This window comes from Vibrio sp. 1727, assembly GCF_033344415.1.
GTDB classification, from domain to species: Bacteria; Pseudomonadota; Gammaproteobacteria; order Enterobacterales; family Vibrionaceae; genus Vibrio; species Vibrio alginolyticus.
The window spans coordinates 23,198-48,942 of record NZ_JAWPOT010000015.1 but is presented as its reverse complement, the minus strand read 5'-3'; the positions used below and the strand labels follow the sequence as shown (position 1 = coordinate 48,942).

The window sequence follows — 25,745 nt, the reverse complement described above, 5'->3', positions numbered from 1 at the left end:
GGTCGGCAATTTTTGTATTCTTTACTCGAATATTACTGAAGCAGTGAAGCGGTCATATCGGGTGATCCGCAACACTGCGACATTCCTAAGAGCGAGTAAATTAAACCGAACGATTAACCAACATCGACTTAATGTGACCGATGGCTTTCGTCGGATTTAATCCCTTAGGACAAACACTTACACAATTCATGATGCCATGGCAACGAAAAACGCTAAATGCATCATCAAGATCAGACAAACGTTCATCTGTTGCCGTATCGCGGCTATCAATTAGCCAACGGTACGCTGCGAGAAGACCAGCTGGGCCGATGAATTTATCAGGGTTCCACCAGAATGATGGGCAAGACGTTGTACAACATGCACACATGATACATTCGTACAATCCATCTAAATGCGCACGATCATCAGGCGATTGTAGGTTCTCACGTGATGGTGGTAATGCACCATCATCAATCAAGAATGGTTTAACTTTCGCATAGTTATCATAGAACTGCGTCATGTCAACGATAAGATCGCGCACGACAGGTAACCCTGGTAGTGGACGAATAACTATCTTATCGCCTTGTAGAGCAGATAACGGTGTGATACACGCTAGGCCGTTTTTACCATTCATATTCAAACCATCAGAACCACATACCCCTTCACGGCATGAGCGACGGAACGCGATGCTTGGATCTTGCTCTTTTAGCAGAATCAATGCATCAAGCACCATCATGTCTGAGCCTTCGTCTACCTCAAGGGTATACTCTTTCATGTAAGGCTTGGTATCCACATCCGGATTGTAACGGTATAAAGAGAAGTTTAATTTCATAGTCGTATCCTCCCTTTAGTATGTACGTACTTTCGGCGGGAAAGCTTCACGATGCGTTGGCGTCATGTTCACATCACGCTTAGTCATCGCTTCTGTTTCCGGATTGTAGATAGAGTGGCATAGCCAGTTCTCATCATCACGCTCAGGGAAATCGAAACGAGCATGTGCGCCACGACTCTCTGTACGGTAGTTCGCTGCAACGGCAGTTGAAAACGCGGTTTCCATCAGGTTATCAAGTTCTAGACACTCAATACGCTGCGTGTTGAACTCTGAAGACTTGTCCGCTAGATGTGCATCTTTCAAACGTTCGCGAATCACTTTCAACTCTTCTAGACCGGTTGCCATCGCATCGCCTTCACGGAATACCGAGAAGCTATTTTGCATGCATGCTTGTAGGTCTTTACGAATCTGAACCGGATCTTCACCACCAGTGCTGTTTTCCCAACGCATAGTACGCGCTAGAGACGCTTCAATATCAGATTCTGTTGCAGGACGAGCTTCTGCTTGCGCTGCTAGCGTTTCGCCAAGGTGCAAGCCAGTAGCACGACCAAATACGACCAAGTCTAGTAATGAGTTGCCGCCCAGACGGTTAGCACCGTGTACCGATACAGAAGCAATCTCACCACATGCGTAAAGGCCTTGTACTTCCATCTCGCTACCGTCGGCCTTCTGCTTAATTGCTTGGCCAGAGACTTGAGTAGGTACACCACCCATCATGTAGTGACAAGTTGGAATTACTGGAATTGGCTCTTTCACTGGGTCAACGTGTGCAAATGTACGAGACAGTTCACAGATACCTGGTAGACGTGATTCAAGTACTTCTTTACCAAGGTGATCAAGTTTCAACTTGATATGTGGACCCCAAGGACCATCACAGCCGCGGCCTTCACGAATTTCAATCATCATTGAACGAGCAACCACGTCACGACCAGCAAGGTCTTTCGCGTTTGGTGCGTAGCGCTCCATGAAGCGTTCACCATCTTTATTTAGAAGGTAACCACCTTCACCACGACAACCTTCCGTCACTAGAACACCCGCGCCAGCAATACCTGTTGGGTGGAACTGCCACATTTCCATGTCTTGCATTGGAACGCCTGCGCGAAGTGCCATACCAACGCCATCACCCGTGTTGATGTGCGCGTTAGTGGTCGATGCGTAAATACGACCTGCACCACCTGTAGCTAGAATGGTTGCTTTCGATTTGAAGTAACAGATTTCACCCGTTTCCATACAAATCGCAGTACAACCCATGATTGCGCCGTCTTGGTTTTTCACAAGATCCAAAGCGTACCACTCCGAGAAGATGGTTGTTTTGTGTTTTACGTTTTGCTGGTAAAGCGTGTGAAGAAGTGCGTGACCAGTACGGTCTGCAGCAGCGGCTGTACGAGCAGCCTGCTCACCACCAAACTCTTTAGATTGGCCACCGAATGGACGTTGGTATATGGTACCGTTATCAAAACGAGAGAATGGAAGACCCATTTTTTCAAGCTCGATAACTGACTCAGGACCATTTTTACACATGTATTCAATCGCGTTCTGGTCACCGATGTAGTCGGAACCTTTAACGGTATCGTACATGTGCCATTGCCAATCGTCTTTGTGCGAGTTACCCAGAGCAACGGTAATGCCGCCCTGTGCAGACACAGTATGAGAACGTGTTGGAAATACTTTTGACAACAAAGCACATGATAGGCCTTGCTCTGAAATTTGTAGTGCAGCGCGCATACCTGCACCACCAGCGCCGATTACTACGGCATCAAACTCACGAACTGGAATAGACACTTACGCACCCCACAGAATAAATAGACCAGAGAAGACATAGCCGAATAGCACGGCAATAACACCAAGTTGTAGTGCGCCACGTAGTTTCGCGCACTTAATGTAATCAGTTAATACTTGCCACAAACCAACCCAAGCGTGAATCAGGATCGAGACAAGTGCCAACATGGTGAATACTTTAGTGAAGGTACCACCAAAGAATTGGGTCCAAGATGCGTAAGAGATATCTGAAAATGCACAGAAGCTAATCAGATAAATCGTGTATAGCGTCATAATGATTGCAGTTGCACGAATTAGTAGGAAATCGTGTACACCATTACGACCAAATGAAGATACGTGTTTTACCATACCAAGATCCCCGCCAATAATGATAATACTGCTGTTGCACCAAACGCGACTTTAGCGCTCATCGTGCCTGAATCTAGTTCTTCAAAGTGACCTAGATCCATCAATAAGTGACGGATACCACCTGCGATGTGGTAGGCAAGTGCAGTAAGAATTCCCCACAGGATGAATTTTACGAAGAAGCTATCGACGATGTCAGCGGCTTCCATAAAACCCATTGGGGATGACAGAGAAATGGATAGTAACCACAGTAATATACCCACCGCAACAAACGTAATTACCCCAGACACACGGTGTAGGATGGATGCGATTGCTGTGATAGGAAAGTGGATGGTCTGTAAATCTAAATTAACAGGTCTTGACTTTCTTTCTTTCACGGGCTTGCTCACTCAGCTCCATTGAGCATTTATTGTTATAACCAATTTCAGCTTCCAAACGTACAAAAGTTAACATCTATTTAACAAATATCGCGAGTAACCACTCAGATAATTGTAAACAAGTTGTTAACAAACGGAATCCAGCAACAAACCTCACTCTTTGTTTCTAGCCCCGAATTTATAAGGATTTAACTAAAATTTTCTTTGCCAATATACGGCGAGCAACATTCTAATACAATTGGTGTAACAAATTATGCTACATAGAACAGATTTTTAACGATTTTCATGAGAAAAATCATAACAAGTGCACACAAAGATGGAGAAAAATTGACTTTAAGCTTTAACAACAGTACAAAAATGGCACATAAACATCCTGGACGGATTAAATAATAAACAAAGGAGATTGTTATGGCGGATAAGAAAGCGACCCTTCATGTTGAAGGTCAAGCGCCAATCGAACTGCCAATTATGGACGGTACGCTAGGTACACCTGTAATTGACGTTCGTAAGCTGGGAGCCAATGGTTACTTTACTTTTGACCCAGGTTTTCTTGCCACTGCATCTTGTGAATCATCAATCACGTACATCGATGGCGGCAAAGGTATTCTTTTGCACCGCGGTTTCCCGATTGATCAATTAGCCAATAACGCAGATTACTTAGAAGTATGTTACATCCTTCTTTATGGTGAAGCCCCTACCCGAGAACAATACGAGCAATTCAAAACGACCGTTACTCGTCACACAATGGTACACGAGCAAATCGCAAGCTTTTTCCATGGCTTCCGACGCGATGCTCATCCAATGGCGGTAATGTGTGGTGTAGTTGGAGCACTTGCAGCCTTCTATCACGACTCTCTTGACATTAACAACGACGAACACCGCGAAATTGCAGCGTACCGTCTGCTGTCAAAAATGCCAACACTGGCGGCGATGTGTTACAAATACTCTATCGGTCAGCCATTTATTTACCCTCGTAACGACCTTAGCTACGCAGAGAACTTCTTGCATATGATGTTCGCAAACCCTTGCGAAGAGTATGAAGTAAATCCTGTGGTTGCCCGTGCGATGGATAAGATTTTCACTCTACACGCGGATCACGAACAGAATGCGTCGACATCAACTGTTCGCCTAGCTGGCTCTTCTGGTGCGAACCCATTTGCATGTATTGCCGCTGGTATTGCATCCCTTTGGGGGCCTGCTCACGGTGGCGCAAACGAAGCCTGCTTGAGAATGCTAGAAGAGATTGGCAGCGTCGATAACATCCCTGAATATGTAGACCGCGCGAAAGACAAAGATGACCCATTCCGCTTAATGGGCTTTGGTCACCGCGTTTACAAGAACTACGACCCACGTGCGACAGTAATGCGCGAAACGTGTCATGAAGTTCTCAAAGAGCTAAACATTCAAGACCCTCTGCTAGACGTTGCAATGGAACTTGAGCGCATTGCACTTTCTGATGAGTACTTCGTGTCTAAGAAGCTGTACCCGAACGTAGACTTCTACTCAGGTATCATTCTTAAAGCGATTGGTATTCCAGTTTCTATGTTTACGGTTATCTTCGCGATTTCTCGTACCATCGGCTGGATTGCTCACTGGAACGAAATGCACAGCGATCCACTGAACCGCATCGGTCGTCCTCGTCAGCTATACACTGGCGAAACACAACGTGAGTTTTCTCCACTTCACGAACGTGAATGATCTTTTAGTACGAAGATAGACAAACAAAAGGGTTGAGATTTTCGTCTCAACCCTTTTTTCTTTTTTGCGTTTAACGTTATTAATGGAGAACGCTAAACCGGATTATCAATATCGATAAACTCCACATGTAGGCCATATTCATCCGCTAGCCATTTGCCTAAGGCCTGAACACCATAACGCTCAGTAGCATGATGACCTGCAGCAAAGTAATGAATGTCCATTTCACGAGCGGTATAAGTGGTGCGCTCTGAAATTTCTCCAGAGATAAATGCATCCAGCCCGTGCTGTACAGCAAGTTCAATGAAATCCTGCCCTCCACCAGTGCACCAGCCGACTGTCTCAATCATCTTATCGGTATTCTCTGGAGCGATATGCAGAGGCTCTCTATCAAGAACTTGGTTGATCTTACTCGCAAATTCAACACCAGACATCGGCTTTTTCAAGCGCCCAAACATAACAACTGACTGAGGGTGCCCTTCAAGCCCACCTTCTACTTCGATTTCAAGTAAGCGAGCTAATTCAGCGTTGTTGCCTAGCTCTGGATGAATATCTAGAGGAAGGTGATAACCATATAAGTTGATATCGTTTTTGATCAGACTACGAATTCGTTTACCTTTCATGCCACGAATTGGCTCAGGCTCACCTTTCCAAAAATAGCCATGATGAACAAGCAATGCGTCTGCATTAAGCTCAATCGCTTTATCGATTAAGGCTTGAGAGGCGGTTACGCCAGTGATAATACGCTTTACGGCTGGCGTCCCTTCTACCTGTAACCCGTTTGGTGCGTAATCTTTAATTAACTGCGGTGACAGTTTGTCATTAAGAATCTGTTCTAGCTTTAAGTTATTCATTATTACTTCCAATTTCTAGCGCATGTAAACCTAAATAACCTCTCGATGAAATCAGACCGAGAGTGTGCAACCTAGTTGATACAACAACGTTTTGACATCTGGCACCTTGATATCATTTAGGTATTTAAAGTGTATCTCGAACCCTAATATCGATGCTAGCCACCCTACCCTCAAAAGCAAATTTAGTTACAATAACAAAGCTTGTCGCCTCACCATACATTTAGGGATACGGATGAACCAACTGCAACGCTTTTACCAATGGATCGCCACTTCACCTCCGCTTTTCAAGTTACGCCCTCCGTTTGCAACCTTAGAAGATGTCTCGGTCAAACCTTTGAATAGCTCAGAACAATACAATGGTAATCCGAGACTGGGTTTTTTATATCAGCACCTATGCACTGCGGCTCTTTCTAATTCAGAACGATATCAGATTATTGCCGAAGAAATTCAGTTAAACGACGCTGAAGGTAAGACCATTGGTGCTGTCGATTTGGTGTTGAGGAATACAGAATCAAATCAGATAGAACATTGGGAAGTGGCGATTAAGTTTTATCTTCTTTACAACGGCATTTGGTATGGCCCGAATGCTCACGACCAGTTACATGCGAAATTGGATAGAATGCTCACGCATCAACTGAAAATGAGCGATCGCCCGGAATTTCAAAAAATAATTCCTTTAAACGACTCTCCAGAAGAGCGCCTAATGATGCAAGGACGACTCTATATTAATCCGTTTACTCCAGAGCCAACTCCTAAGGAGTGCTTGGGTTATGAATTAAATCCAAGTCAGATTAGTGGTTACTGGTGCTATCAAAGTCAATGGGATTTAATTAGTAAACCCCTTTATCATTTACATAAACCATGCTGGGCGACCGGTACAGACGATTTCTCTCAACCTATTGAAAAGCCTTTAGATCGATTCATACACGCACAAACGGAAGACGGTCAATTCTGGTTTGTGGTACCAGATTCATGGCCCGGAGATAAAGCTGTTCGAGGCACTCAAACATGAAAGGGTTGATGTTTTCACATCAACCCTTTGCTAGATACATTGACCATTGGATGTTTTACAAACCAGCGGCTGCAAATACTTGATTAACTATTTCTTGTGCTTCAGCTTCGATTTGTTTCAGATGTTCTTCACCTATGAAGCTTTCACAGTAAATCTTGTAGATATCTTCTGTACCTGATGGACGAGCAGCGAACCAACCGTTAGCTGTCGTTACTTTAAGGCCACCAATCGCAGCACCATTGCCTGGTGCATGCGTTAGACGAGCAGTGATCTCATCACCTGCTAGAGTTTCAGCCGCAACCATTTCTGGTGACAACTTCTTCAATACGTCTTTTTGTGGGCCATTTGCTACAGCTTGAATACGGTTGTACTTCGACTCACCGTGCTTCGCCGCTAGCTCTTCATAGTAATCTTGTGGGTTCTTACCCGTTACCGCAGTGATCTCTGCTGCTAGAAGGCATAGCAAGATGCCATCTTTGTCTGTTGACCAAGGCGTGCCATCTTTACGAAGGAAAGACGCACCAGCACTTTCTTCGCCGCCGAAACCAAACTTACCAGTGTACAGACCGTCTACAAACCATTTGAAACCAACAGGCACTTCACATAGCTCACGACCTAGATCCGCAACAACACGGTCAATCAGCGCACTTGAAACTAGTGTTTTACCAACAGCGACATCTTTACCCCACTCGTCACGATGACGGTACAAGTAGTCAATACAAACGGCTAAGAAGTGGTTCGGGTTCATCAAACCTTTTGGCGTAACGATACCGTGACGGTCGTAGTCAGGATCGTTACCAAATGCTAAATCGTATTCGTCTTTCAGTGCCAATAGACCCGCCATTGCGTAAGGAGAAGAACAGTCCATACGCACAACGCCGTCTTTATCTAGCGACATGAATTGGAAAGAAGGATCGATAGATTCACTTACTAGCGTTAGGTCTAGGTTGTATGCCTGACCAATTTGACGCCAGTAATCGATACCGCTGCCACCCAATGGATCTACACCAATCTTCAGGTTCGCTTTTTGGATTGCTTCCATATCGATAACGTTCACCAGGTCATCAATGTATGGCTTCACCAAGTCCATCTCTACAAACAGATCCGATGCTTTTGCTTCTGCTAGTGGTAGGCGTTTAACACCTTGTAAACCTTCAGCAATCAATTCGTTCGCACGATCTTCGATAGCTTGAGTCAACTCAGCTTCTGCAGGACCACCATGTGTCGGATTGTATTTGATACCGCCGTCTTGTGGTGGGTTATGTGATGGGGTAATAACGATACCGTCTGCTTTTTCATCGTGTTTGATGTTGTAAGTCAGAATCGCGTGTGAAATACCCGGTGTTGGCGTGTAACCGTTGTCTTGTTGGACAATCACTTTCACACCGTTTGCAATCAGTACTTCAATCACACTTGAGAAAGCAGGCTCAGATAGCGCATGCGTGTCTTTACCCACAAACAACGGGCCAATTGTGCCTTGCTCAGCACGAACTTCTGCTACCGCTTGAGCGATCGCTAAAATGTGGTTTTCGTTAAAAGTGTGCTTGTCTGCAGTACCGCGGTGGCCAGAAGTACCAAATTGAACTTTGTGTTCTGCGTTTGCCGCGTCTGGTTGAAGTAAGAAGTAGTTAGCAACGAGTGCTGGGATATTGTGAAGATCTTCCTGCTGCGCTTTTTGCCCAGCACGAGGGTGCATAGCCATGTTTGACATCCTTTCTTTCAATACAAATAAAATTAAAAAAGCCTCATAATATCCGCTCACTGCGACGCATTATGAGGCTTCTATCAGGTTTCTTAGATTGAACCTGTTACTTTTTCTATTAAGTCAGGTTGGAACCCCATGTGTGCCATCACTTGTTCAACCATCTGTCTTTTACGACTTGTATTGTTATTCGTGATAACCCAAAACGGTGTGCCAGGAATGGCTTTTGGCTTGGTCGTATTACCGTTTGCTAGCAAGGTTTCTTCATTATCTGCAAAGTACACGCGTTTGCGTCCTTTTACATTCGTAGCCTGGGCGAAACCTTCTGGATTCAATTTATGTAAGGTCGATAATACCAACATAAAGCGATCAATCGCTTTTTTTAGACCGGCAAACTCATCAGAAATAAGCAGCGAACGCATTTCTTTCACTACATCAACAGATTCCGTTTTACCCGCATCTTTACTTACTACAATCCCTTGTGGCTTCTCTACTACAGGCGCGGCTTTAGCTTCCTGCAACTGACCATCAAGGTTTAAAAGGCGTCGCAAAATATCCGAGGCGCTTTCACCGATATGCTTAGTTTGACTAGCTATATAACGGTATAGATCCTCATCAACCTCAATTGTTTTCATTCGCTTTTCACATTCTCAATGTTTAAACTCTGGGGGATTATAACGAGATCCACGCGGATACTCCACGTTAAACCCATCACGAATAAGATAAAATGTCAGCATTACTCAACTATAAGCAGGAAGGCCAAGGCCAAACAGTTGTTTTGATTCACGGATTGTTTGGTAGTTTAAGTAATCTGGGTCTACTCGCCCGCGATCTTATTAAAGATCACACGGTGATCAGTATTGATCTGAGAAATCACGGCCTCTCTTTCCACTCCGAAGTCCATAACTATACCGATATGGCAAAAGATGTGGCTCAGCTCCTTCAGCACTTAAACGTTGAGCCATCTATTGTTATTGGTCACTCCATGGGCGGAAAAGTCGCGATGGCTCTTGTGGACATTGCGCCAAATGTAGTCAAGCAGTTAGTCGTTCTCGACATGGCGCCTGTAGCCTACACTACGAACCGTCACGATAATGTTTTTAACGGCTTACATGCTGTTATTAATGAAAAACCAGCAAATCGACAGCAAGCCATGGATATCCTAGCTCAACATATTGAACTCGATGGTGTAAGACAATTTCTCTCTAAATCACTGTACAAAAATGGCGATAAGATGGATTGGCGGTTTAACGTACCGAGCCTTTTTGAGAATTATGACCAAATTATTGGCTGGCAAGAAATCACACCAACAGATATCCCAACTTTATTTATCAAAGGCGGCGACTCTGACTACTTAATGCCAGAACATCAGCCGGCAGTGAAGCGACAATTTAACCATGCTAAAGCACACATTATCGCTGGCACTGGTCACTGGTTACACGCCGAGAAACCGACAGAAGTAATGAGAGTCATTCGAAAATACATTTCGAGTTAACAAATTCGAAAAGCAACACTAGATTATTGAAATAACCCTTCTTGTAGTGCATTAACTTTACCGTTTAACAGTGGTATAGTGCGCCCAAGATTTTTCGGCATGAAGGGCTAAAATGCTTTACGACTATATGGATATGCTCGAGTCTATTGGGCTCGATCTTCTTTTTGCTGCTATCTTTTTTTTCATCGGGATGGCGATAAAAGATGTGCTAAAGCAAGGCAATGTACCTGTTTTTGGTCGTCGTATTGTGTGGTTAGTCCTTTTCCTAGGCTGTGCTGGCTTTATTGCAAAAGGTGTAATTCAGCTAACTTGGGAAGGCTCAGGGTTAGGTTAAACCCTTAGTAACATCGCCAATAACAAACAATGTAAAGGTATAGACTCTATGGCAAGTGTAGGTATCTTCTTCGGTAGCGACACAGGTAATACTGAAGCCGTTGCAAAGATGATTCAAAAGCAACTAGGTAAACATCTAGTTCACGTTCAAGACATCGCGAAAAGCAGCAAAGAAGACATTGATAACTTCGATCTTCTTCTTCTAGGTATCCCAACTTGGTACTACGGCGAAGCACAATGTGATTGGGATGACTTCTTCCCTGAGCTTGAGCAAATCGACTTCTCTACTAAGCTAGTGGCTATCTTTGGCTGTGGCGACCAAGAAGACTACGCAGAATACTTCTGTGACGCGATGGGCACAGTCCGTGATATCGTTGAATCTAAAGGCGGCACAATTCTTGGCCATACCTCGACAGAAGGCTACGAATTTGAAGCGTCTAAAGCACTTGTTGAAGGTGACGAAAGCCAATTCGTAGGTCTATGTATTGATGAAGACCGCCAACCAGAATTGACTGACGAGCGTGTTGAAAGCTGGGTTAAACAGATCTATGAAGAGATGTGTTTAGCTGAGCTAGAAGGCTAATCAAATTGAATGATGCAAAGACCTCCACTTGGAGGTCTTTTTGTATGTATTGTCACACAGCATCGGTAAGTACTTCCTCTTCGCGATACTGAGGTTTCTTTCTTACATAAAGCTTGCGTTGAACCTCTGAAACCACATTCCCCTGTTTATCTTTTACATGAGTAATAAACTCAGGAAAACACTTTTCTCCATTCCGTGTCATTTGATAAATGTTTTCCAGCATCCCTTCAGTGACCTCAAATTCTGCAAACAAATCACTTTGCCCCGGCTTAATAAAGTTAATGCTTGCCTCTTTATCCCACACATAATATTCCTCTCGTAGAATCCCCATCAGCATCAACGAGTAAATAGGATCAGTTAAAGAGAAAATACTGCCGCCATATTGGGTGCGATTGGCATTTTTATTCCACCAGCGAAGCTTTAAACGTACCTTTACAGTACGGAAGTCTTGAGAAATATGTAAGATTTTAATACCCGCCCCCCAAAAAGGAGGCCAAATATTGAGTGCGAACTTTACAATTCCTGGTTTGTATATCTTCGCTAGTCGCCTATTCATCGCTATCCCTGCCCTCTCCAAGCTTAATGTTACACAATTGTAACTGGTCAGAGCTGTAATATAATGGACCTGTTTCTAATTTACAAAAAGATTCTATTAACCCTTTGAAGTTCGTGGTTTAATGTTCCGAACGCTTATCCTATAATGGTAGGAAGATTGAATTCTGTTAAATCGCTGCAGATGATCCAACGGGAAAGTATATGTCAGATAATAATCAGGCGCTGAAGGATGCGGGTTTAAAAGTAACCCTTCCGAGGCTAAAAATTCTAGAAGTACTTCAGCAGCCAGACTGCCAGCACATCAGTGCTGAAGATTTGTACAAAAAGTTGATTGATCTAGGTGAAGAAATTGGCCTAGCAACTGTTTACCGAGTTCTAAACCAGTTCGACGATGCTGGTATTGTAACTCGTCACCACTTTGAAGGTGGAAAGTCAGTCTTCGAATTATCGACTCAACATCACCACGACCACCTAGTGTGCCTAGACTGTGGTGAGGTAATTGAATTTTCTGACGATCTTATTGAAGAACGTCAAAAAGAGATTGCAGCTAAGTACAATGTCACACTAACAAACCACAGCTTATACTTGTACGGCAAGTGTAGCGATGGTGGTTGTAAAGACAATCCAGATGCACACAAACCGAAAAAATAAGGGTTTGTTAATTTAAAAAGTAAACGTCAGCACATGCTGGCGTTTTTTGTTTCTAGAAGTCAGTACCTTAGACGTCAGTACTTTGGTTACAGAACAAAAGCTACTAAACACCCATCTTTTTTCTCCACAGTTTTGCACATCTATATAGCACTCTGTGGGATTAGGTATAAAAAATGCCAGCGTTTGCTGGCATTTTTTCATCGTTCTCAGCATTAATTGAGATTATTGATTCTCAATTTTTGCCCAGGTATCACGTAGACCAACCGTGCGGTTGAATACTAGATTATCTGCTGAAGAGTCTTTCGAGTCTGCACAGAAGTAACCCATACGTTCAAACTGGTAACCTTTTTCTGCTTCTGCAGAAGCTAGGCTAGGCTCGACGAAGCCATTGATCACAACTAATGATTCAGGATTGATAGTAGAAGCAAAATCTTCCGCTGCGCCTGGGTTTGGCACCGTAAATAAACGATCGTACAGGCGAATTTCCGCTGGAAGAGCTTTATCAGCTGACACCCAATGAATAACGCCTTTCACTTTACGACCATCTGCTGGGTTTTTACCTAGCGTATCTGCATCGTAAGAACAGAAGATCGTTGTGATGTTGCCTTCGGCATCTTTCTCAACGCGCTCAGCTTTGATCACGTAAGCACCACGTAAACGAACTTCTTTACCTAGCACTAAACGCTTGTACTTTTTGTTCGCTTCTTCACGGAAGTCTTCACGCTCAATCCACAATTCACGCGTGAATGGCACTTCACGCATGCCCATTTCTGGTTTATTTGGGTGGTTGGCAACTGTCAAGTTTTCTACTGCGCCTGCTTCAAAGTTTTCGATAACAACTTTAACAGGATCCAGTACAGCCATTGCACGCGGAGCGTTCTCGTTTAGGTCATCACGAATACAAGATTCTAATGAACTAAACTCGATCATATTTTCTTGCTTCGTTACACCAATACGCTTACAAAACTCACGAATAGATGCAGGTGTGAAGCCACGACGACGCAGACCTGAGACAGTCGGCATACGTGGATCATCCCAACCATTAACCAGTTTTTCAGTAACTAGCTGGTTAAGCTTACGCTTAGACATCACTGTATATTCAAGGTTTAAACGACTGAACTCGTATTGATGTGGACGGCTTTCGATCGTGATGTTGTCTAGAACCCAATCGTACAGACGACGGTTATCCATGAATTCAAGCGTACAAATAGAGTGCGTAATGCCTTCTAATGCATCAGAAATACAGTGCGTAAAGTCGTACATTGGGTAAATGCACCACTTATCACCAGTTTGGTGGTGCGTAGCAAAACGCACACGGTATAAAACTGGATCGCGCATGACCATGAATGAAGAACCCATGTCGATTTTAGCACGAAGACACGCTTTACCTTCTTCAAATTCACCAGCGCGCATTTTTTCAAACAACGCCAAGTTCTCTTCAACAGAACGGTCACGGTATGGACTTGGTTTACCTGGCGCCTTTAGTGTGCCGCGGTATTCACGAATTTGCTCTGGACTTAGCTCATCTACGTACGCTAAGCCTTTGTTAATCAATTCAATTGCATATTCGTAAAGCTTATCGAAGTAGTTTGATGAGTAACATACTTCACCACTCCACTCAAAGCCCAACCAGTTTACATCTTTCTTGATAGACTCAACGTATTCGATGTCTTCTTTTTCAGGGTTTGTATCGTCGAAACGCAGATTACATTGACCCTGGTAGTCCTGAGCAATACCGAAGTTCAAACAGATAGACTTAGCATGACCGATATGCAGGTAGCCATTTGGCTCCGGCGGGAATCGAGTATGCACGCTAGTGTGTTTACCATCCGCTAGATCTTTATCAATGATCTGGCGAATAAAGTTTGATGGACGAGCATCAGCTTCACTCATCTATAGCACCTCAAAAATATTAGTATTGTCAGAGAAAACGGAACCCTGTATCCAAGTATGGTTTCACAGAGTACATTGTTCCTAATGATCCACAATTCTAAGCAATTAGACAACAAGAACTCGCTCTAAAACGACAATATTTATCGAGTTAGCGTGAAAGCAAAGCAGATTCAAAGGGCCTAAACGAAAAAAGGCCTCCTGCGGAGGCCTTTTGCGATGTTGTAGTATCAATTGTTTGCAATACCAATAACAAACAATCACACCACTATTAAACAGTTAAGCTGGTAGCTGAACACCACTTAAGTCTTCATCTTTAGATACATTCTTCATCTCACCAGCAACAATCTCTGCTAGTGGACCAAGAATAACTTGTAGGTTGTTTGTACCTAGCTTCACAACTCCCATAGCTCCAAGATCTTTCAGAGTTTTCTCATTGATAACGCTCATATCTTTCACAGAAAGGCGCAAACGAGTAATACAGGCATCGATAGAACTTAGGTTGTCATGACCGCCAAGTGCTTTCAAGTACTGACGAGCAAGCTCTGAAGAATTGCTTGATCCAGCCACGTTAGATGAAGCTTCTTCATCATCTTCACGTCCCGGTGTTTTAAGGCCAAACTTAACAATCACGGTACGGAACACGAAGTAGTAAACCGCAAAGAAACCAAGACCTTGTACAATGAGCATGTACCAGTTTACCGCTAGCGGGTTACGAGTCGACAATACTAAGTCGACTAAACCAGCAGAGAAACCGAAACCTGCAATCCACTGCATTGATGCCGCGATATAAACTGATAGACCAGTCAGCGCTGCGTGAAGAACGTACAGTCCTGGAGCAAGGAACATGAATGCAAATTCAAGTGGTTCTGTTACACCTGTAAAGAATGAAGCAAACGCAGCTGCAATCATGATAGATGCCACTTTCTCTTTATTCTTTGATTTCGCAGTATGGTACATCGCTAGAGCAGCGCCTGGTAAACCAAACATCATGATTGGGAAGAAGCCCGCTTGGTACATCCCCGTAACACCTACCGTTGCCGTGCCTTCAGCTAATGATTTCGCACCGCCAAGGAAGTTTGGAATGTCATTAATACCAGCAACATCAAACCAGAACACTGAGTTTAGTGCATGGTGCAGACCAACAGGAATTAGAAGACGGTTGAAGAATGCATAAACACCTGCACCTGCTTCACCCATACCTTGAATGTTTTCGCCAAAACTGACCAGACCGCCGTAAACTGATGGCCAAACGTACATCAGGATGAACGCAATAACGATACCAGCAAAAGACGTTAGGATAGGTACAAGACGCTTACCAGAGAAAAACGCCAGTGCTTTGTGCAGCTCTACGTGAGAAAAACGGTTGTACAACTCAGCAGAAACAATACCAACCAAGATACCTACGAACTGGTTATTGATTTTACCAAATGCAGCAGGTACTTCACTTGGGTCAATGCCTTGAATTTGTGATACTGCACCAGGGGCCAAAAGCGTTGTGACAACTAAGAAGCCCACGAAGCCTGAAAGTGCAGCGGCGCCATCTTTGTCTTTAGACATTCCGTAAGCAACACCAACAGCGAACAATACTGACATGTTGTCAATGATCGCTGCACCAGCTTTAATAAGAAATGCAGCAAGTGCACTGTTTGCGCCCCAGCCATTTGGGTCGATCCAGTAGCCAATACCCATGAGTATTGCTGCTGCAGGAAGTGTGGCAACCGGCACCATAAGCGCCTTACCCACCTTCTGGAAGTATCCGAGAATGTTCACCTTAAGTTCCCCCTATAGGATTAGATGTTATGTTGAATGACTTATTTCAGCCGTCCAATTTAGTCATCCTAAGTTTATGATATTAATTTTGCTCCGCAAATTAAAAGCTCACCGTTTGTGATCATAATCACCACAATTTGCCCTTTCGGAAGGTTTTTGCTAGCGAGATCATAAAACTTATTTTATTATACGAAAAAATGGCGTTTTAAAGATAATATTCTCGCACTTTATGCAAGGCAGAATCAGTGTTATTTTGGTATCTAGGCGGGTAAATCACTGTAACTTTGCTCTGAAAAAGAATCATAAAAAACCATACAATTATTACTTTTCAGTTAGTTACTATGACAATAACATCGATAAAACGCGACTTGCTGTATGTGACTCGTTATCTAATTCAGTGATACAAACTAAGTACCCATATGACTGAAGCAGTCTCTACTTAGATAACGATATAGAAATTGAATTCTCATCTATAAGGACTAGCTGACTATGTACGCGCTAAGTAACTGTAAAATTTATACCGGTAGTGATGTTCTTACCGATCATGCGGTCATCATCGAAAACGATCTTATTCAATCTATTGTGCCAGTTTCTGAGCTACCTCAAAGCATCGAAGTAAAAGACCTTGCAGGCGCTAATCTAAGTCCAGGCTTTATCGATCTGCAGTTGAACGGTTGTGGCGGTGTAATGCTAAACGATGCAATTACCCCTGAAACCATGCAAATCATGCACCAGGCAAACCTCAAATCTGGCTGTACTAGCTTCCTGCCAACACTCATTACGTCATCTGATGAAGATATGCGAACTGCAATTGCCGCAGCTCGTGAGTACCACAACAAGTATCAAAATCAATCGCTTGGTTTACACCTCGAAGGTCCTTACCTTAACGTCGCGAAAAAAGGCATCCATAACGTCGATTTTATTCGCCCATCAGACGAAAGCATGATCGACCTTATCTGCGCAAACGCCGATATCGTAGCGAAAGTAACGCTAGCACCTGAGCATAACGACCCAGAGCATATTGCGCGATTAAAGGCTGCTGGCATCGTGGTTTCAATTGGCCACACAAATGCAACCTACGCCGAAGCACGTAAAAGCTTTGAAGCAGGCATTACTTTTGCTACACACCTCTTTAATGCAATGACACCAATGGTTGGTCGTGAACCAGGAGTTGTTGGTGCAATTTACGATACTCCTGACGTATACGCTGGCATTATTGCTGATGGTTTTCACGTCGACTACGCAAACATCCGAATTGCTCATAAAATCAAAGGTGAAAAGCTTGTTTTGGTGACGGATGCCACAGCTCCAGCAGGTGCTAACATTGATCACTTTATTTTTGTCGGTAAGAAAGTATATTACCGAGATGGTAAGTGTGTTGATGAAAATGGCACGCTAGGCGGCTCAGCTTTGACAATGATTGAAGCAGTTCAGAATTCAGTTGAGCACGCGGGGATCGCTTTAGACGAAGCTCTACGAATGGCCACGTTATACCCAGCAACAGCAATTGGTGTTGAGGATCGCCTTGGCCGAGTTCGAAAAGGGATGGTTGCAAACCTGACTATTTTCGATCGTGACTTTAAAGTAAAAGCGACGGTTGTTAACGGACAATACGAGCAAAATTAAGCATGAATGGCGGACAGATTGGTAATGTAGATTTAGTAAAACAGCTTAACAGCGCTGCGGTATATAGGCTGATTGATCAGCAAGGTCCTATCTCCCGTATTCAAGTCGCGGACGTGAGTCAGCTCGCGCCTGCTAGTGTTACCAAAATAACCCGCCAACTTTTAGAGCGCGGCCTTATTAAGGAGGTCGCCCAACAAGCTTCAACTGGTGGTCGTCGTGCGATCTCTTTGACTACTGAAGTCAAACCTTTTCATTCGATTGCCGTTCGCTTAGGTCGAGATTACGTACAGTTCAGTTTATACGATTTAGGTGGTACCGCGCTGGCAGAAGATCAGCATGAACTGCACTACACTAACCAAGCAGACTTAATCGCAGGACTTATCGATTTATTAAAAGATTTCGTAAGCCGTTGCGAAGACAAAATTGATCAACTCATCGCTATCGGCATCACTTTACCGGGCCTTGTTAACCCAACAACTGGCGTGGTCGAATACATGCCTAATACCGATATCGATAATCTTGCTCTCGGTGAAATTGTTGGGGAGAAGTTTAATACAGCATGCTTTGTTGGCAACGACGTACGTGGCATGGCGTTGGCTGAGCACTACTTTGGAGCAAGCCAAGACTGCCAGGATTCTATTTTGGTTAGCGTCCACCGCGGTACTGGCGCAGGTATTATCGTTAACGGCCAGGTTTTTCTTGGTTTTAACCGCAACGTCGGTGAAATTGGTCATATCCAAATTGACCCGCTTGGTGAGCAATGCCAATGTGGAAACTTTGGCTGTTTAGAAACCGTAGCTGCAAACCCAGCGATTATTCAACGAGTGAAGCAACTGATTACTCAAGGATACGAATCAAGCTTAACCGACCTTGAAAACATCACAATTGAAGCGGTATGTCAGCACGCAATGAATGGTGATGAACTTGCGAAACAGAGTTTAGTGCGAGTGGGCAACCAGCTAGGTAAAGCGATTGCGATTACGGTTAACTTATTTAATCCACAGAAAATTGTAATTGCTGGCGATATTACTGCAGCACAAGATATTGTTTTCCCTGCAATTCAACGCAACGTAGAGAATCAATCTCTTAAAACTTTCCATAACGACCTCCCTATCGTGGCTTCTCACATTGATAAGCAGCCAACGATGGGCGCATTTGCGATGATTAAACGCGCTATGCTAAACGGAGTTTTGTTACAAAAGTTACTGGAAGACTAAGTTTATACAACCAATTGAGTTACAATCTCGGGCTGTGTTTTCACAGCCCGTTTTTGTATATCAGGAATACAGCTCAACAGTATGGAAATTATTCTAATTACAGCCGCTTTTTTAGCTGGTTTTATTGCGCTTAAATGCAGCCTCCCTCCCCTCGTTGGTTTTCTACTAGCTGGATTTGGCTTGCATGCATTTGGTTACCAAAGCAATGACGTTATTGTCACTCTCGCAGATCTTGGTGTTACTCTTCTTCTGTTTACTATTGGACTCAAACTCGATGTAAAAACCCTGCTGTCCAAAGAAATATGGGGAGGGGCAACCGCCCACAACATACTCTCTACCGCTTTTTTTGCCCTAGCGTTATCCGGCTTAAAACTACTGGGCTTGACTTCGCTAGCCAGTATGGACGGCAGCCAAATCCTGCTTTTAGCTTTTGCACTATCGTTCTCTAGTACCGTTTTTGCCGTAAAAGCATTGCAAGAAAAAGGCGAAATGAACGCGACCTACGGCACACTCGCGATCGGTATCTTGGTCATGCAAGATATTTTTGCCGTAGTATTCCTGACTGCTTCAACCGGAAAAGTCCCAGAATGGTATGCCATCGGTTTGTTCGCACTGCCTTTCCTTCGTCCCCTATTCTATAAGCTGCTCGATAAAGTTGGCCACGGCGAAATGCTGGTGCTATTCGGTATTTTCTTCGCGCTTGTTGTCGGTGCTGGGCTATTCGAGTTGGTCGGGATGAAACCAGACTTGGGCGCGCTAATTTTAGGCATGCTACTCGCAGGTCACCCAAAAGCCTCAGAACTATCCAAGTCATTATTCAATATGAAGGAGCTCTTTTTAGTCTGCTTCTTTTTGAACATTGGTTTATCCGCCTCATTGAGCGTGAATGGCGTCGTTCTCGCCCTGCTATTTATCTTACTGCTACCAATCAAAGGACTCTTGTACTTCGTCACTATTAATCATTTTAAGTTTCGAGTACGTACCTCTTTGCTCGCCTCTTTATCACTATTTAACTACAGTGAGTTTGGTCTTATTGTTGCTGGGTTGGCCTATAAAATGGGCTGGATGCCAAGTGATATGCTTGCTGCGATTGCGGTTGCGGTGTCGGTATCCTTTGTAATTTCCGCGCCACTTAACCGCCTTAGCCATAAAATTTATCAACATTCAGGTAAGTGGCTGCAAGAGACAGCGGTAGAAAAGCTCAATCAACGCGACCAACTCATCAACCCAGGTCATGCCCAAGTATTGATCTTAGGTATGGGGCGTATTGGAACGGGCGCTTATGATGAGCTACGTTCACGCTATGGCAAAATTTCATTGGGTATAGAAATTCGTGAAGACGCTGCACATCATCATCGTTCAGAAGGAAGAAATGTGATTTCTGGTGATGCCACCGACCCGGATTTCTGGGAGCGAATTTTAGATACAGGTCATGTAAAACTGGTTCTGCTTGCAATGCCACATCATCAAGGTAACCAAACAGCACTTGAGCAGCTTAAACGCAGAAAATATAAGGGGCAAATTGCCGCTATCGCCGAATACCCAGATCAATTGGAAGGCTTACTTGAAAATGGCGTTGACGCAGCATTCAATATTTATAGTGAAGCTGGTAGCGGTTTTGCTCGACACGTCTGTAAACAACTTCAACCTAAATTCACACCAATTAAATAAGCAACAGCACTGATATTTTTCGGAAGGCTTTCTATTGATAGAAAGCCTTTTTTGTATAGTTTTTATACCAAACCTTGATCTCATTCACCAAAATAACGGTTGAGTTAAATATTTTCCATACAACAAGGCCTTTTATCATTTTTTTAATCACAAAACGTTGCTTTTTTTATTAGTAATGGCAAATTTAAACCATACCGATTAGAAATTGTTTAGTTTAGTAAGGATGTAGTATGTGTTCAGTATTTGGCATTTTAGACATTAAAAGCGATGCAGCCGCATTGCGCCCTATCGCATTAGAGATGTCGAAAAAACTTCGTCACCGTGGCCCAGACTGGTCTGGGATTTACTCTTCAGAGCGTGCTATTTTAGCGCACGAGCGCTTGGCGATTGTTGGTCTAAATAGTGGTGCACAGCCGCTATACAGCCCTGATAAGAAGCTCATCCTTGCCGTCAATGGTGAAATCTACAACCATAAAGAAATTCGTGCTCGTTACGAAGGAAAGTACGAATTTCAAACCGATTCAGACTGTGAAGTCATTCTTCCACTTTACCAAGATATGGGTGCAGATCTCCTTGAAGAACTAAACGGTATTTTCGCTTTTGTGCTCTACGACGAAGAAAAAGATGAGTATTTAGTCGGACGTGACCATATTGGTATTATCCCTCTTTATCAAGGTCACGATGAGCATGGTAACTACTATGTGGCATCAGAGATGAAGGCTCTTGTTCCAGTATGTAAAACAGTAAGTGAATTCCCTCCTGGTAGCTATTACAGCTCTAAAGATACTGAGCCAACACGTTACTATGTTCGTGACTGGAACGAGTACGCAGCAGTACAAGGTAACAGCACTAGCAAAGAAGAATTGACTGAAGCGCTAGAAGCGGCTGTTAAACGCCAACTAATGACTGACGTGCCTTACGGTGTACTTCTTTCGGGCGGTCTAGATTCTTCTATTACATCTGCGGTAGCAAAACGCTTTGCAGCGATGCGTATTGAAGATGATGAAAAGTCTGAAGCTTGGTGGCCTCAACTGCACTCTTTTGCTGTTGGCCTAGAAGGCGCGCCTGACCTGAAAGCCGCTCGCGAAGTTGCCGACCAAATTGGTACCGTTCACCACGAAATGACGTACACGATTCAAGAAGGTTTGGACGCGATTCGTGACGTGATTTACCACATTGAAACGTATGACGTGACGACTATCCGCGCATCAACACCTATGTTCTTAATGGGTCGTAAGATCAAAGCGATGGGTATCAAGATGGTATTGTCTGGTGAGGGCGCTGACGAAATCTTTGGTGGCTACCTTTACTTCCACAAAGCGCCAAACGCGAAAGAGTTCCACGAGGAGACTGTGCGTAAACTGCTTGCTCTGAACATGTTCGACTGTGCTCGTGCTAACAAGTCGCTGGCAGCATGGGGAGTTGAAGGACGCGTACCTTTCCTAGATAAAGAGTTCATTGATGTAGCAATGCGCTTGAACCCAGCAGACAAGATGTGTGGCAACGGTAAAATGGAGAAACACATCCTTCGTGAGTGCTTCGAGCACTACCTGCCAGAATCGATCGCATGGCGTCAAAAAGAGCAGTTCTCTGATGGCGTTGGCTACAGCTGGATCGATACGCTGAAAGAAGTAGCAGAACAGAAAGTGACAGACCAGCAGATGGAAACAGCTCAATATCGATTCCCATACAACACGCCAACGACAAAAGAAGGCTACGTGTACCGTGAAATCTTTGAAGAGTTATTCCCACTTCCATCAGCAGCAGAGTGTGTACCAGGAGGCCCTTCAGTAGCGTGTTCTTCAGCGAAGGCGATTGAATGGGATGAATCGTTCCAAAACTGTGTTGACCCATCAGGTCGTGCAGTACAGACCGTTCACAACGACTCATACTAATTCTCTACGATAAAGATAAGGGTTGGTTCGTCCAACCCTTTTAAAACAGACAAAAAATTAGATACGATCAAAAAGAGGTGCTTTTGCACCTCTTTTTATGTTTGATGGAATTAGGCTATTTTAAATCTAAATCACTATTGTCTATGCTGACAGGCACACGCTTGGTAATCATCTGAACTAGCATAATTGAGCGTTTCTCACCATCTTGTTCTTGGAAGATGGCATCTATGCCCGCAAATTGACCGCTTTTAACTCTAATTTGATCGCCTGGTTTTGGCATACATTCAGAAACGGTATTGTCATTACAACACTTTTCTAGCTGCATCAATTCGAAGACCAAGTCACCTTGAACTTCTTTCGGTTGAGCACCAAAACGCACAAAGTCAACAACACCTCGAGTAGAGCGGACTGAGGTGAAGTTTGGCCCTTGCTCATAATCAAAGTAAGCGAATACGTAACAAGGAAACAGCGGTTCCTCGACTTTTTGTCTTTTACCGCGCAAAATCTTCTCAACTTCTACAGTTGGATAAAAGCACTCTACACCTTGATTTTCAAGGTGTTGTTTCGCCCTAACCTGCTCCCCACGTTTACAATAAAGTAGATACCAACGTTTCATCTTTTTACTAGCCAATTCTATTTTGTTTTTATCCTAGCATTAAGCCAAAGTTGAGTCATTGATATTCAGTTTATCTATAAAAGTATGATTATACATCGCTCGCATTAACGACATTTTTCAGCAACTTACGATAAAGAAGTCCATAGGCAAAAATGGAAATTAAGTTTGTAGCACAACCAATACACCATCATATAATCTGCAAATCCAATCAAAAACAGCCACTTAACAAACAAAAATAGTTGAATGGCAAAATTTTATTATTTGTCACTCGTTGAATTGCATTGTATACGTAGAAGTCGTTAAAAAATGTAATAACTATTATTAGAAGAGCTTATGTCAAACCAACATCAATATTTTGGTCATCCACGTGGCCTGTTCTTATTGTTCGGTACAGAACTGTGGGAACGCTTTTCTTACTACGCAATGCGTGCCATTCTCGTGCTTTACCTTACTGATACAACAATGAATGGCGGCCTTGGCTGGTCAACCAAAGACGCATTAGACCTATACGGCATATACACAGGGCTTGTGTATATCACGCCTCTTATCGGTGGTTACCTAGCAGATAACTATTTAGGTCAACGTCGCTCAATTTTGCTTGGTGGCGCGTTAATGGCCATCGGCCAGTTTACTCTTGCACTTCCTGCTGATGCTTTAGGTATTGGTTCGCTACACAGTTTCTATTTAGGTCTTGGCCTACTTATCACTGGTAACGGTCTCTTTAAGCCAAATATCTCAACCATGGTTGGCGACCTTTATCAAGAAGGTGACAACCGTCGTGACGGCGCATTCACTATCTTTTATATGGGTATCAACTTAGGTGCATTACTTGCCGGCGTCGTTTCTGGCTCTGTGACAACCTCTTACGGTTGGAAAGCTGGCTTTGTTGCCGCTGGTGTGGGTATGCTGGTTAGCCTAGTGATGCAAATGGTACTGGCTCAATCATGGCTTGGTGATATTGGTCGCGAACCAGCGGCGAAACGAGATCTAAACAACAAAAACGCCACCACGAAGCAGCCACTCACCAAAGAAGAAGTGAATCGACTAAAAGTAATTCTGGTCATGAGCTTATTCACTATTGTCTTCTGGGCAGGCTTTGAACAAGCTGGTGGTCTGATGAACATCTACACTCAACAATATACTGATCGCATGATTGGTGGTTTCGAAGTTCCTGCTGCGTGGTTCCAATCACTAAACCCATTTTTCATTATTACTCTAGCGCCAGTTCTGGCTGTCCTTTGGGTAAAATTGGGTAAACGTGAACCTACTTCGCCAGTGAAATTTGCGATGGCACTATTTTTCTTGGCGATTGGTTTCCTTTGTATGGTTGGCGCAGTGCTAGAACAAGGTGGAGATACAACAGTAAAAACATCGATGTTATGGTTGGTCGGCGCTTTCTTCTTCCACACATTAGGCGAGCTGTGTTTATCACCAATTGGTCTTTCATTGGTGACTAAATTAGCACCGCTTCGCTTAGCTTCACTTATGATGGGTGCATGGTTTGGCTGTAATGCGATTGCTAACTATGTTGCGGGCTATGTGGGTTCTCACGTAGGCGAGTTAGGCGCTATGGCTATCTTTAGTGGTATTGCGGTCAGCGCAACCGTAAGTGGCGTAATTTTGCTCCTATTCTCTAATACACTCGTTCGCTGGATGCATGGCGCTGAAAATACGCACAGCACGGCAGAGCAAGTAGAAGAGCAGCAAGTACAAGTTGCTTGATCGCTCAACTAAACGTAGAAAGGGTCGCTATTGCGACCCTTTTTTGTATCTAAAGTTTAGATTGAACTAACTCAACCATCATCTCGATATGAAGTTCACTATCGTTCAAACAAGGGATGTAGGTAAAGTTTTCACCACCTGCTTCAAGGAAAATCTCTTTACACTCTTCCGAGATCTCTTCCAACGTCTCTAAACAATCTGAAGAAAATGCAGGGGTCACAACATTAATATTTTTCACACCCTTTGCAGGAAGTGCCTCTAGGGTCTTATCGGTATAAGGTTGAAGCCACTCTTCTCTCCCAAATCGGGACTGATACGTCATGCCAATTTGTTGTTCGCTTAAACCTAACGCTTTCCCAAGCAAGCGAGTCGTCTCTTCACAATGCTGTGGGTAAACATCACCATTGTCAGCATAGCGTTTTGGAATACCATGATAAGAACACAGCAGGTAATCTCCCTGACCATTCTTTTGCCAATGTTCACGAACTGAATGCGCTAACGCTTCAATGTATTTCGGGTGATTGTAATAATCACGAATAAAGCTAAAGCCTGGCATCACAGGCAGGTTCTTAAATGCTTTAGTGATTCCGTCAGAAACCGCTGCCGTTGTTGTGCCCGAGTATTGCGGATACAACGGTAAAACAATGACTTCATCAACGCCTTGCGCCAATAGGGCTTCAAAGCCTGATTGCAAACTTGGGTTACCATACGTCATACCAAGCTCTACAGGTATATCAAGCTTTTGTGCTAACTTTTCCGTTTGGCGTTTAGAGTACACCATCAACGGCGAGCCCTCTTCCATCCATACTGATTGATAGAGTTTGGCAACTTTAGGAGCTCGGATAGGAAGGATAACGCCGTGCAATAGTGGACACCAAAGCCATCGAGTCATGTCTACCACTCGGTGATCATGAAGAAACTGACTTAAAAAGCGCTTTACGGCAGGAGCGGTTGGTGCGTCAGGAGTTCCCAGGTTAACTAGGAGTACACCCTGTTTATTATTCTCTTTCATAACATCCTATTCATGGTAAACGGCTTGGTTCATATATTTAAGTAACCTCGAAGTAACGAATAGCCGAGCTGAAGTTAATTAGATATATGTTTACGAGTAAACTAAAAAAAGCGACCACTTGGGCCGCTTTC

Annotated in this window: 23 protein-coding genes; 11 read left to right on the top strand and 12 right to left on the bottom strand. The window is 43.7% G+C overall.

Translation table 11 applies throughout. The features are described 5' to 3' along the window. Positions 1-100: 100 nt before the first annotated feature. From R8O10_RS15005 to sdhC, 4 genes are read right to left on the bottom strand one after another with little or no spacing between them, the layout of a single operon-like run. Complete coding sequence (locus tag R8O10_RS15005; RefSeq protein ID WP_005382174.1) at positions 101-811, bottom strand: succinate dehydrogenase iron-sulfur subunit; 711 nt, start codon at positions 809-811, stop codon at positions 101-103. A 15-nt stretch (positions 812-826) separates the two neighbouring features. Then, positions 827-2,593, bottom strand: a complete 1,767-nt coding sequence (gene sdhA / locus R8O10_RS15000) for a succinate dehydrogenase flavoprotein subunit (protein WP_005382172.1) — start codon at positions 2,591-2,593, stop codon at positions 827-829. Continuing rightward, positions 2,594-2,938, bottom strand: coding sequence for a succinate dehydrogenase, hydrophobic membrane anchor protein (sdhD, locus tag R8O10_RS14995; RefSeq protein ID WP_005382169.1), 345 nt, complete (start codon positions 2,936-2,938; stop codon positions 2,594-2,596). Further along, entirely contained in the window at positions 2,932-3,324 is a 393-nt protein-coding gene (gene sdhC / locus R8O10_RS14990) for a succinate dehydrogenase cytochrome b556 subunit (RefSeq protein ID WP_017634811.1), read from the bottom strand. The genes sdhD and sdhC overlap by 7 nt, the downstream gene beginning before the upstream one ends. A 396-nt stretch (positions 3,325-3,720) precedes the next feature. Here sdhC and R8O10_RS14985 point away from each other — a divergent pair, with 396 nt between their 5' ends. Beyond that, positions 3,721-5,010 (top strand): citrate synthase, encoded by a 1,290-nt coding sequence (locus R8O10_RS14985; RefSeq protein WP_005382163.1) that lies wholly within the window; start codon positions 3,721-3,723, stop codon positions 5,008-5,010. 92 nt (positions 5,011-5,102) lie between these two features. Here the strand turns inward: R8O10_RS14985 and R8O10_RS14980 are convergent, their stop codons facing one another. After that, positions 5,103-5,861, bottom strand: a complete 759-nt coding sequence (locus R8O10_RS14980) for a Nif3-like dinuclear metal center hexameric protein (RefSeq protein ID WP_318191523.1) — start codon at positions 5,859-5,861, stop codon at positions 5,103-5,105. A gap of 232 nt (positions 5,862-6,093) precedes the next feature. On the opposite strand from R8O10_RS14980, the gene R8O10_RS14975 reads away from it, so the two are divergent. Continuing rightward, positions 6,094-6,873 (top strand): DUF1853 family protein, encoded by a 780-nt coding sequence (locus R8O10_RS14975; protein ID WP_318191522.1) that lies wholly within the window; start codon positions 6,094-6,096, stop codon positions 6,871-6,873. A gap of 55 nt (positions 6,874-6,928) precedes the next feature. Here R8O10_RS14975 and pgm read toward each other — a convergent pair whose 3' ends face one another. Both pgm and seqA read right to left on the bottom strand, forming a co-directional pair. Further along, the gene (pgm, locus tag R8O10_RS14970; RefSeq protein WP_318191521.1) at positions 6,929-8,575 is read right to left on the bottom strand and encodes a phosphoglucomutase (alpha-D-glucose-1,6-bisphosphate-dependent); all 1,647 of its coding nucleotides are present in this window, start codon (positions 8,573-8,575) and stop codon (positions 6,929-6,931) included. A 92-nt stretch (positions 8,576-8,667) separates the two neighbouring features. Further along, positions 8,668-9,210, bottom strand: coding sequence for a replication initiation negative regulator SeqA (gene seqA / locus R8O10_RS14965; protein ID WP_005382149.1), 543 nt, complete (start codon positions 9,208-9,210; stop codon positions 8,668-8,670). A 92-nt stretch (positions 9,211-9,302) separates the two neighbouring features. Here seqA and R8O10_RS14960 point away from each other — a divergent pair, with 92 nt between their 5' ends. From R8O10_RS14960 to fldA, 3 genes are all read left to right on the top strand, one after another. Then, positions 9,303-10,070, top strand: a complete 768-nt coding sequence (locus tag R8O10_RS14960) for an alpha/beta fold hydrolase (RefSeq protein ID WP_017819953.1) — start codon at positions 9,303-9,305, stop codon at positions 10,068-10,070. A 112-nt stretch (positions 10,071-10,182) separates the two neighbouring features. Further along, entirely contained in the window at positions 10,183-10,404 is a 222-nt protein-coding gene (locus R8O10_RS14955; protein ID WP_005393038.1) for a DUF2788 domain-containing protein, read from the top strand. A gap of 48 nt (positions 10,405-10,452) precedes the next feature. Next, positions 10,453-10,986 (top strand): flavodoxin FldA, encoded by a 534-nt coding sequence (gene fldA / locus R8O10_RS14950; protein ID WP_005382146.1) that lies wholly within the window; start codon positions 10,453-10,455, stop codon positions 10,984-10,986. A 52-nt stretch (positions 10,987-11,038) separates the two neighbouring features. On the opposite strand, the gene R8O10_RS14945 is transcribed toward fldA, so the two are convergent. Then, positions 11,039-11,542 (bottom strand): DUF4442 domain-containing protein, encoded by a 504-nt coding sequence (locus tag R8O10_RS14945; protein ID WP_005382144.1) that lies wholly within the window; start codon positions 11,540-11,542, stop codon positions 11,039-11,041. Between the two features lie 200 nt (positions 11,543-11,742). Between R8O10_RS14945 and fcrX the strand changes: the two genes are divergently transcribed. Then, a complete protein-coding gene (fcrX, locus tag R8O10_RS14940; RefSeq protein WP_005382141.1) occupies positions 11,743-12,192 on the top strand; it encodes a ferric iron uptake transcriptional regulator FcrX in 450 nt (149 codons plus the stop codon). Positions 12,193-12,414: 222 nt separating this feature from the next. Here fcrX and glnS read toward each other — a convergent pair whose 3' ends face one another. Both glnS and nagE read right to left on the bottom strand, forming a co-directional pair. Then, positions 12,415-14,085, bottom strand: coding sequence for a glutamine--tRNA ligase (glnS, locus tag R8O10_RS14935; protein ID WP_203346038.1), 1,671 nt, complete (start codon positions 14,083-14,085; stop codon positions 12,415-12,417). Between the two features lie 276 nt (positions 14,086-14,361). Further along, a complete protein-coding gene (gene nagE, locus R8O10_RS14930) occupies positions 14,362-15,855 on the bottom strand; it encodes an N-acetylglucosamine-specific PTS transporter subunit IIBC (RefSeq protein WP_203346039.1) in 1,494 nt (497 codons plus the stop codon). A 489-nt stretch (positions 15,856-16,344) separates the two neighbouring features. Between nagE and nagA the strand changes: the two genes are divergently transcribed. From nagA to asnB, 4 genes are all read left to right on the top strand, one after another. After that, the gene (gene nagA, locus R8O10_RS14925; protein ID WP_005384983.1) at positions 16,345-17,481 is read left to right on the top strand and encodes an N-acetylglucosamine-6-phosphate deacetylase; all 1,137 of its coding nucleotides are present in this window, start codon (positions 16,345-16,347) and stop codon (positions 17,479-17,481) included. Positions 17,482-17,483: 2 nt separating this feature from the next. Next, complete coding sequence (gene nagC, locus R8O10_RS14920; protein ID WP_005382105.1) at positions 17,484-18,698, top strand: DNA-binding transcriptional regulator NagC; 1,215 nt, start codon at positions 17,484-17,486, stop codon at positions 18,696-18,698. Between the two features lie 81 nt (positions 18,699-18,779). Further along, the gene (locus R8O10_RS14915; protein ID WP_005384981.1) at positions 18,780-20,369 is read left to right on the top strand and encodes a cation:proton antiporter family protein; all 1,590 of its coding nucleotides are present in this window, start codon (positions 18,780-18,782) and stop codon (positions 20,367-20,369) included. 230 nt (positions 20,370-20,599) lie between these two features. After that, on the top strand, positions 20,600-22,264 hold the full coding sequence (gene asnB, locus R8O10_RS14910) for an asparagine synthase B (RefSeq protein WP_318191520.1): 1,665 nt from the start codon (positions 20,600-20,602) through the stop codon (positions 22,262-22,264). Between the two features lie 115 nt (positions 22,265-22,379). Here the strand turns inward: asnB and rfaH are convergent, their stop codons facing one another. Next, entirely contained in the window at positions 22,380-22,880 is a 501-nt protein-coding gene (gene rfaH / locus R8O10_RS14905) for a transcription/translation regulatory transformer protein RfaH (RefSeq protein WP_005382098.1), read from the bottom strand. A 333-nt stretch (positions 22,881-23,213) separates the two neighbouring features. On the opposite strand from rfaH, the gene R8O10_RS14900 reads away from it, so the two are divergent. Continuing rightward, entirely contained in the window at positions 23,214-24,602 is a 1,389-nt protein-coding gene (locus tag R8O10_RS14900) for a peptide MFS transporter (RefSeq protein ID WP_005382097.1), read from the top strand. A gap of 49 nt (positions 24,603-24,651) precedes the next feature. Here the strand turns inward: R8O10_RS14900 and hemH are convergent, their stop codons facing one another. Continuing rightward, on the bottom strand, positions 24,652-25,614 hold the full coding sequence (gene hemH, locus R8O10_RS14895; RefSeq protein WP_064353706.1) for a ferrochelatase: 963 nt from the start codon (positions 25,612-25,614) through the stop codon (positions 24,652-24,654). Between the last annotated feature and the right edge of the window lie 131 nt (positions 25,615-25,745).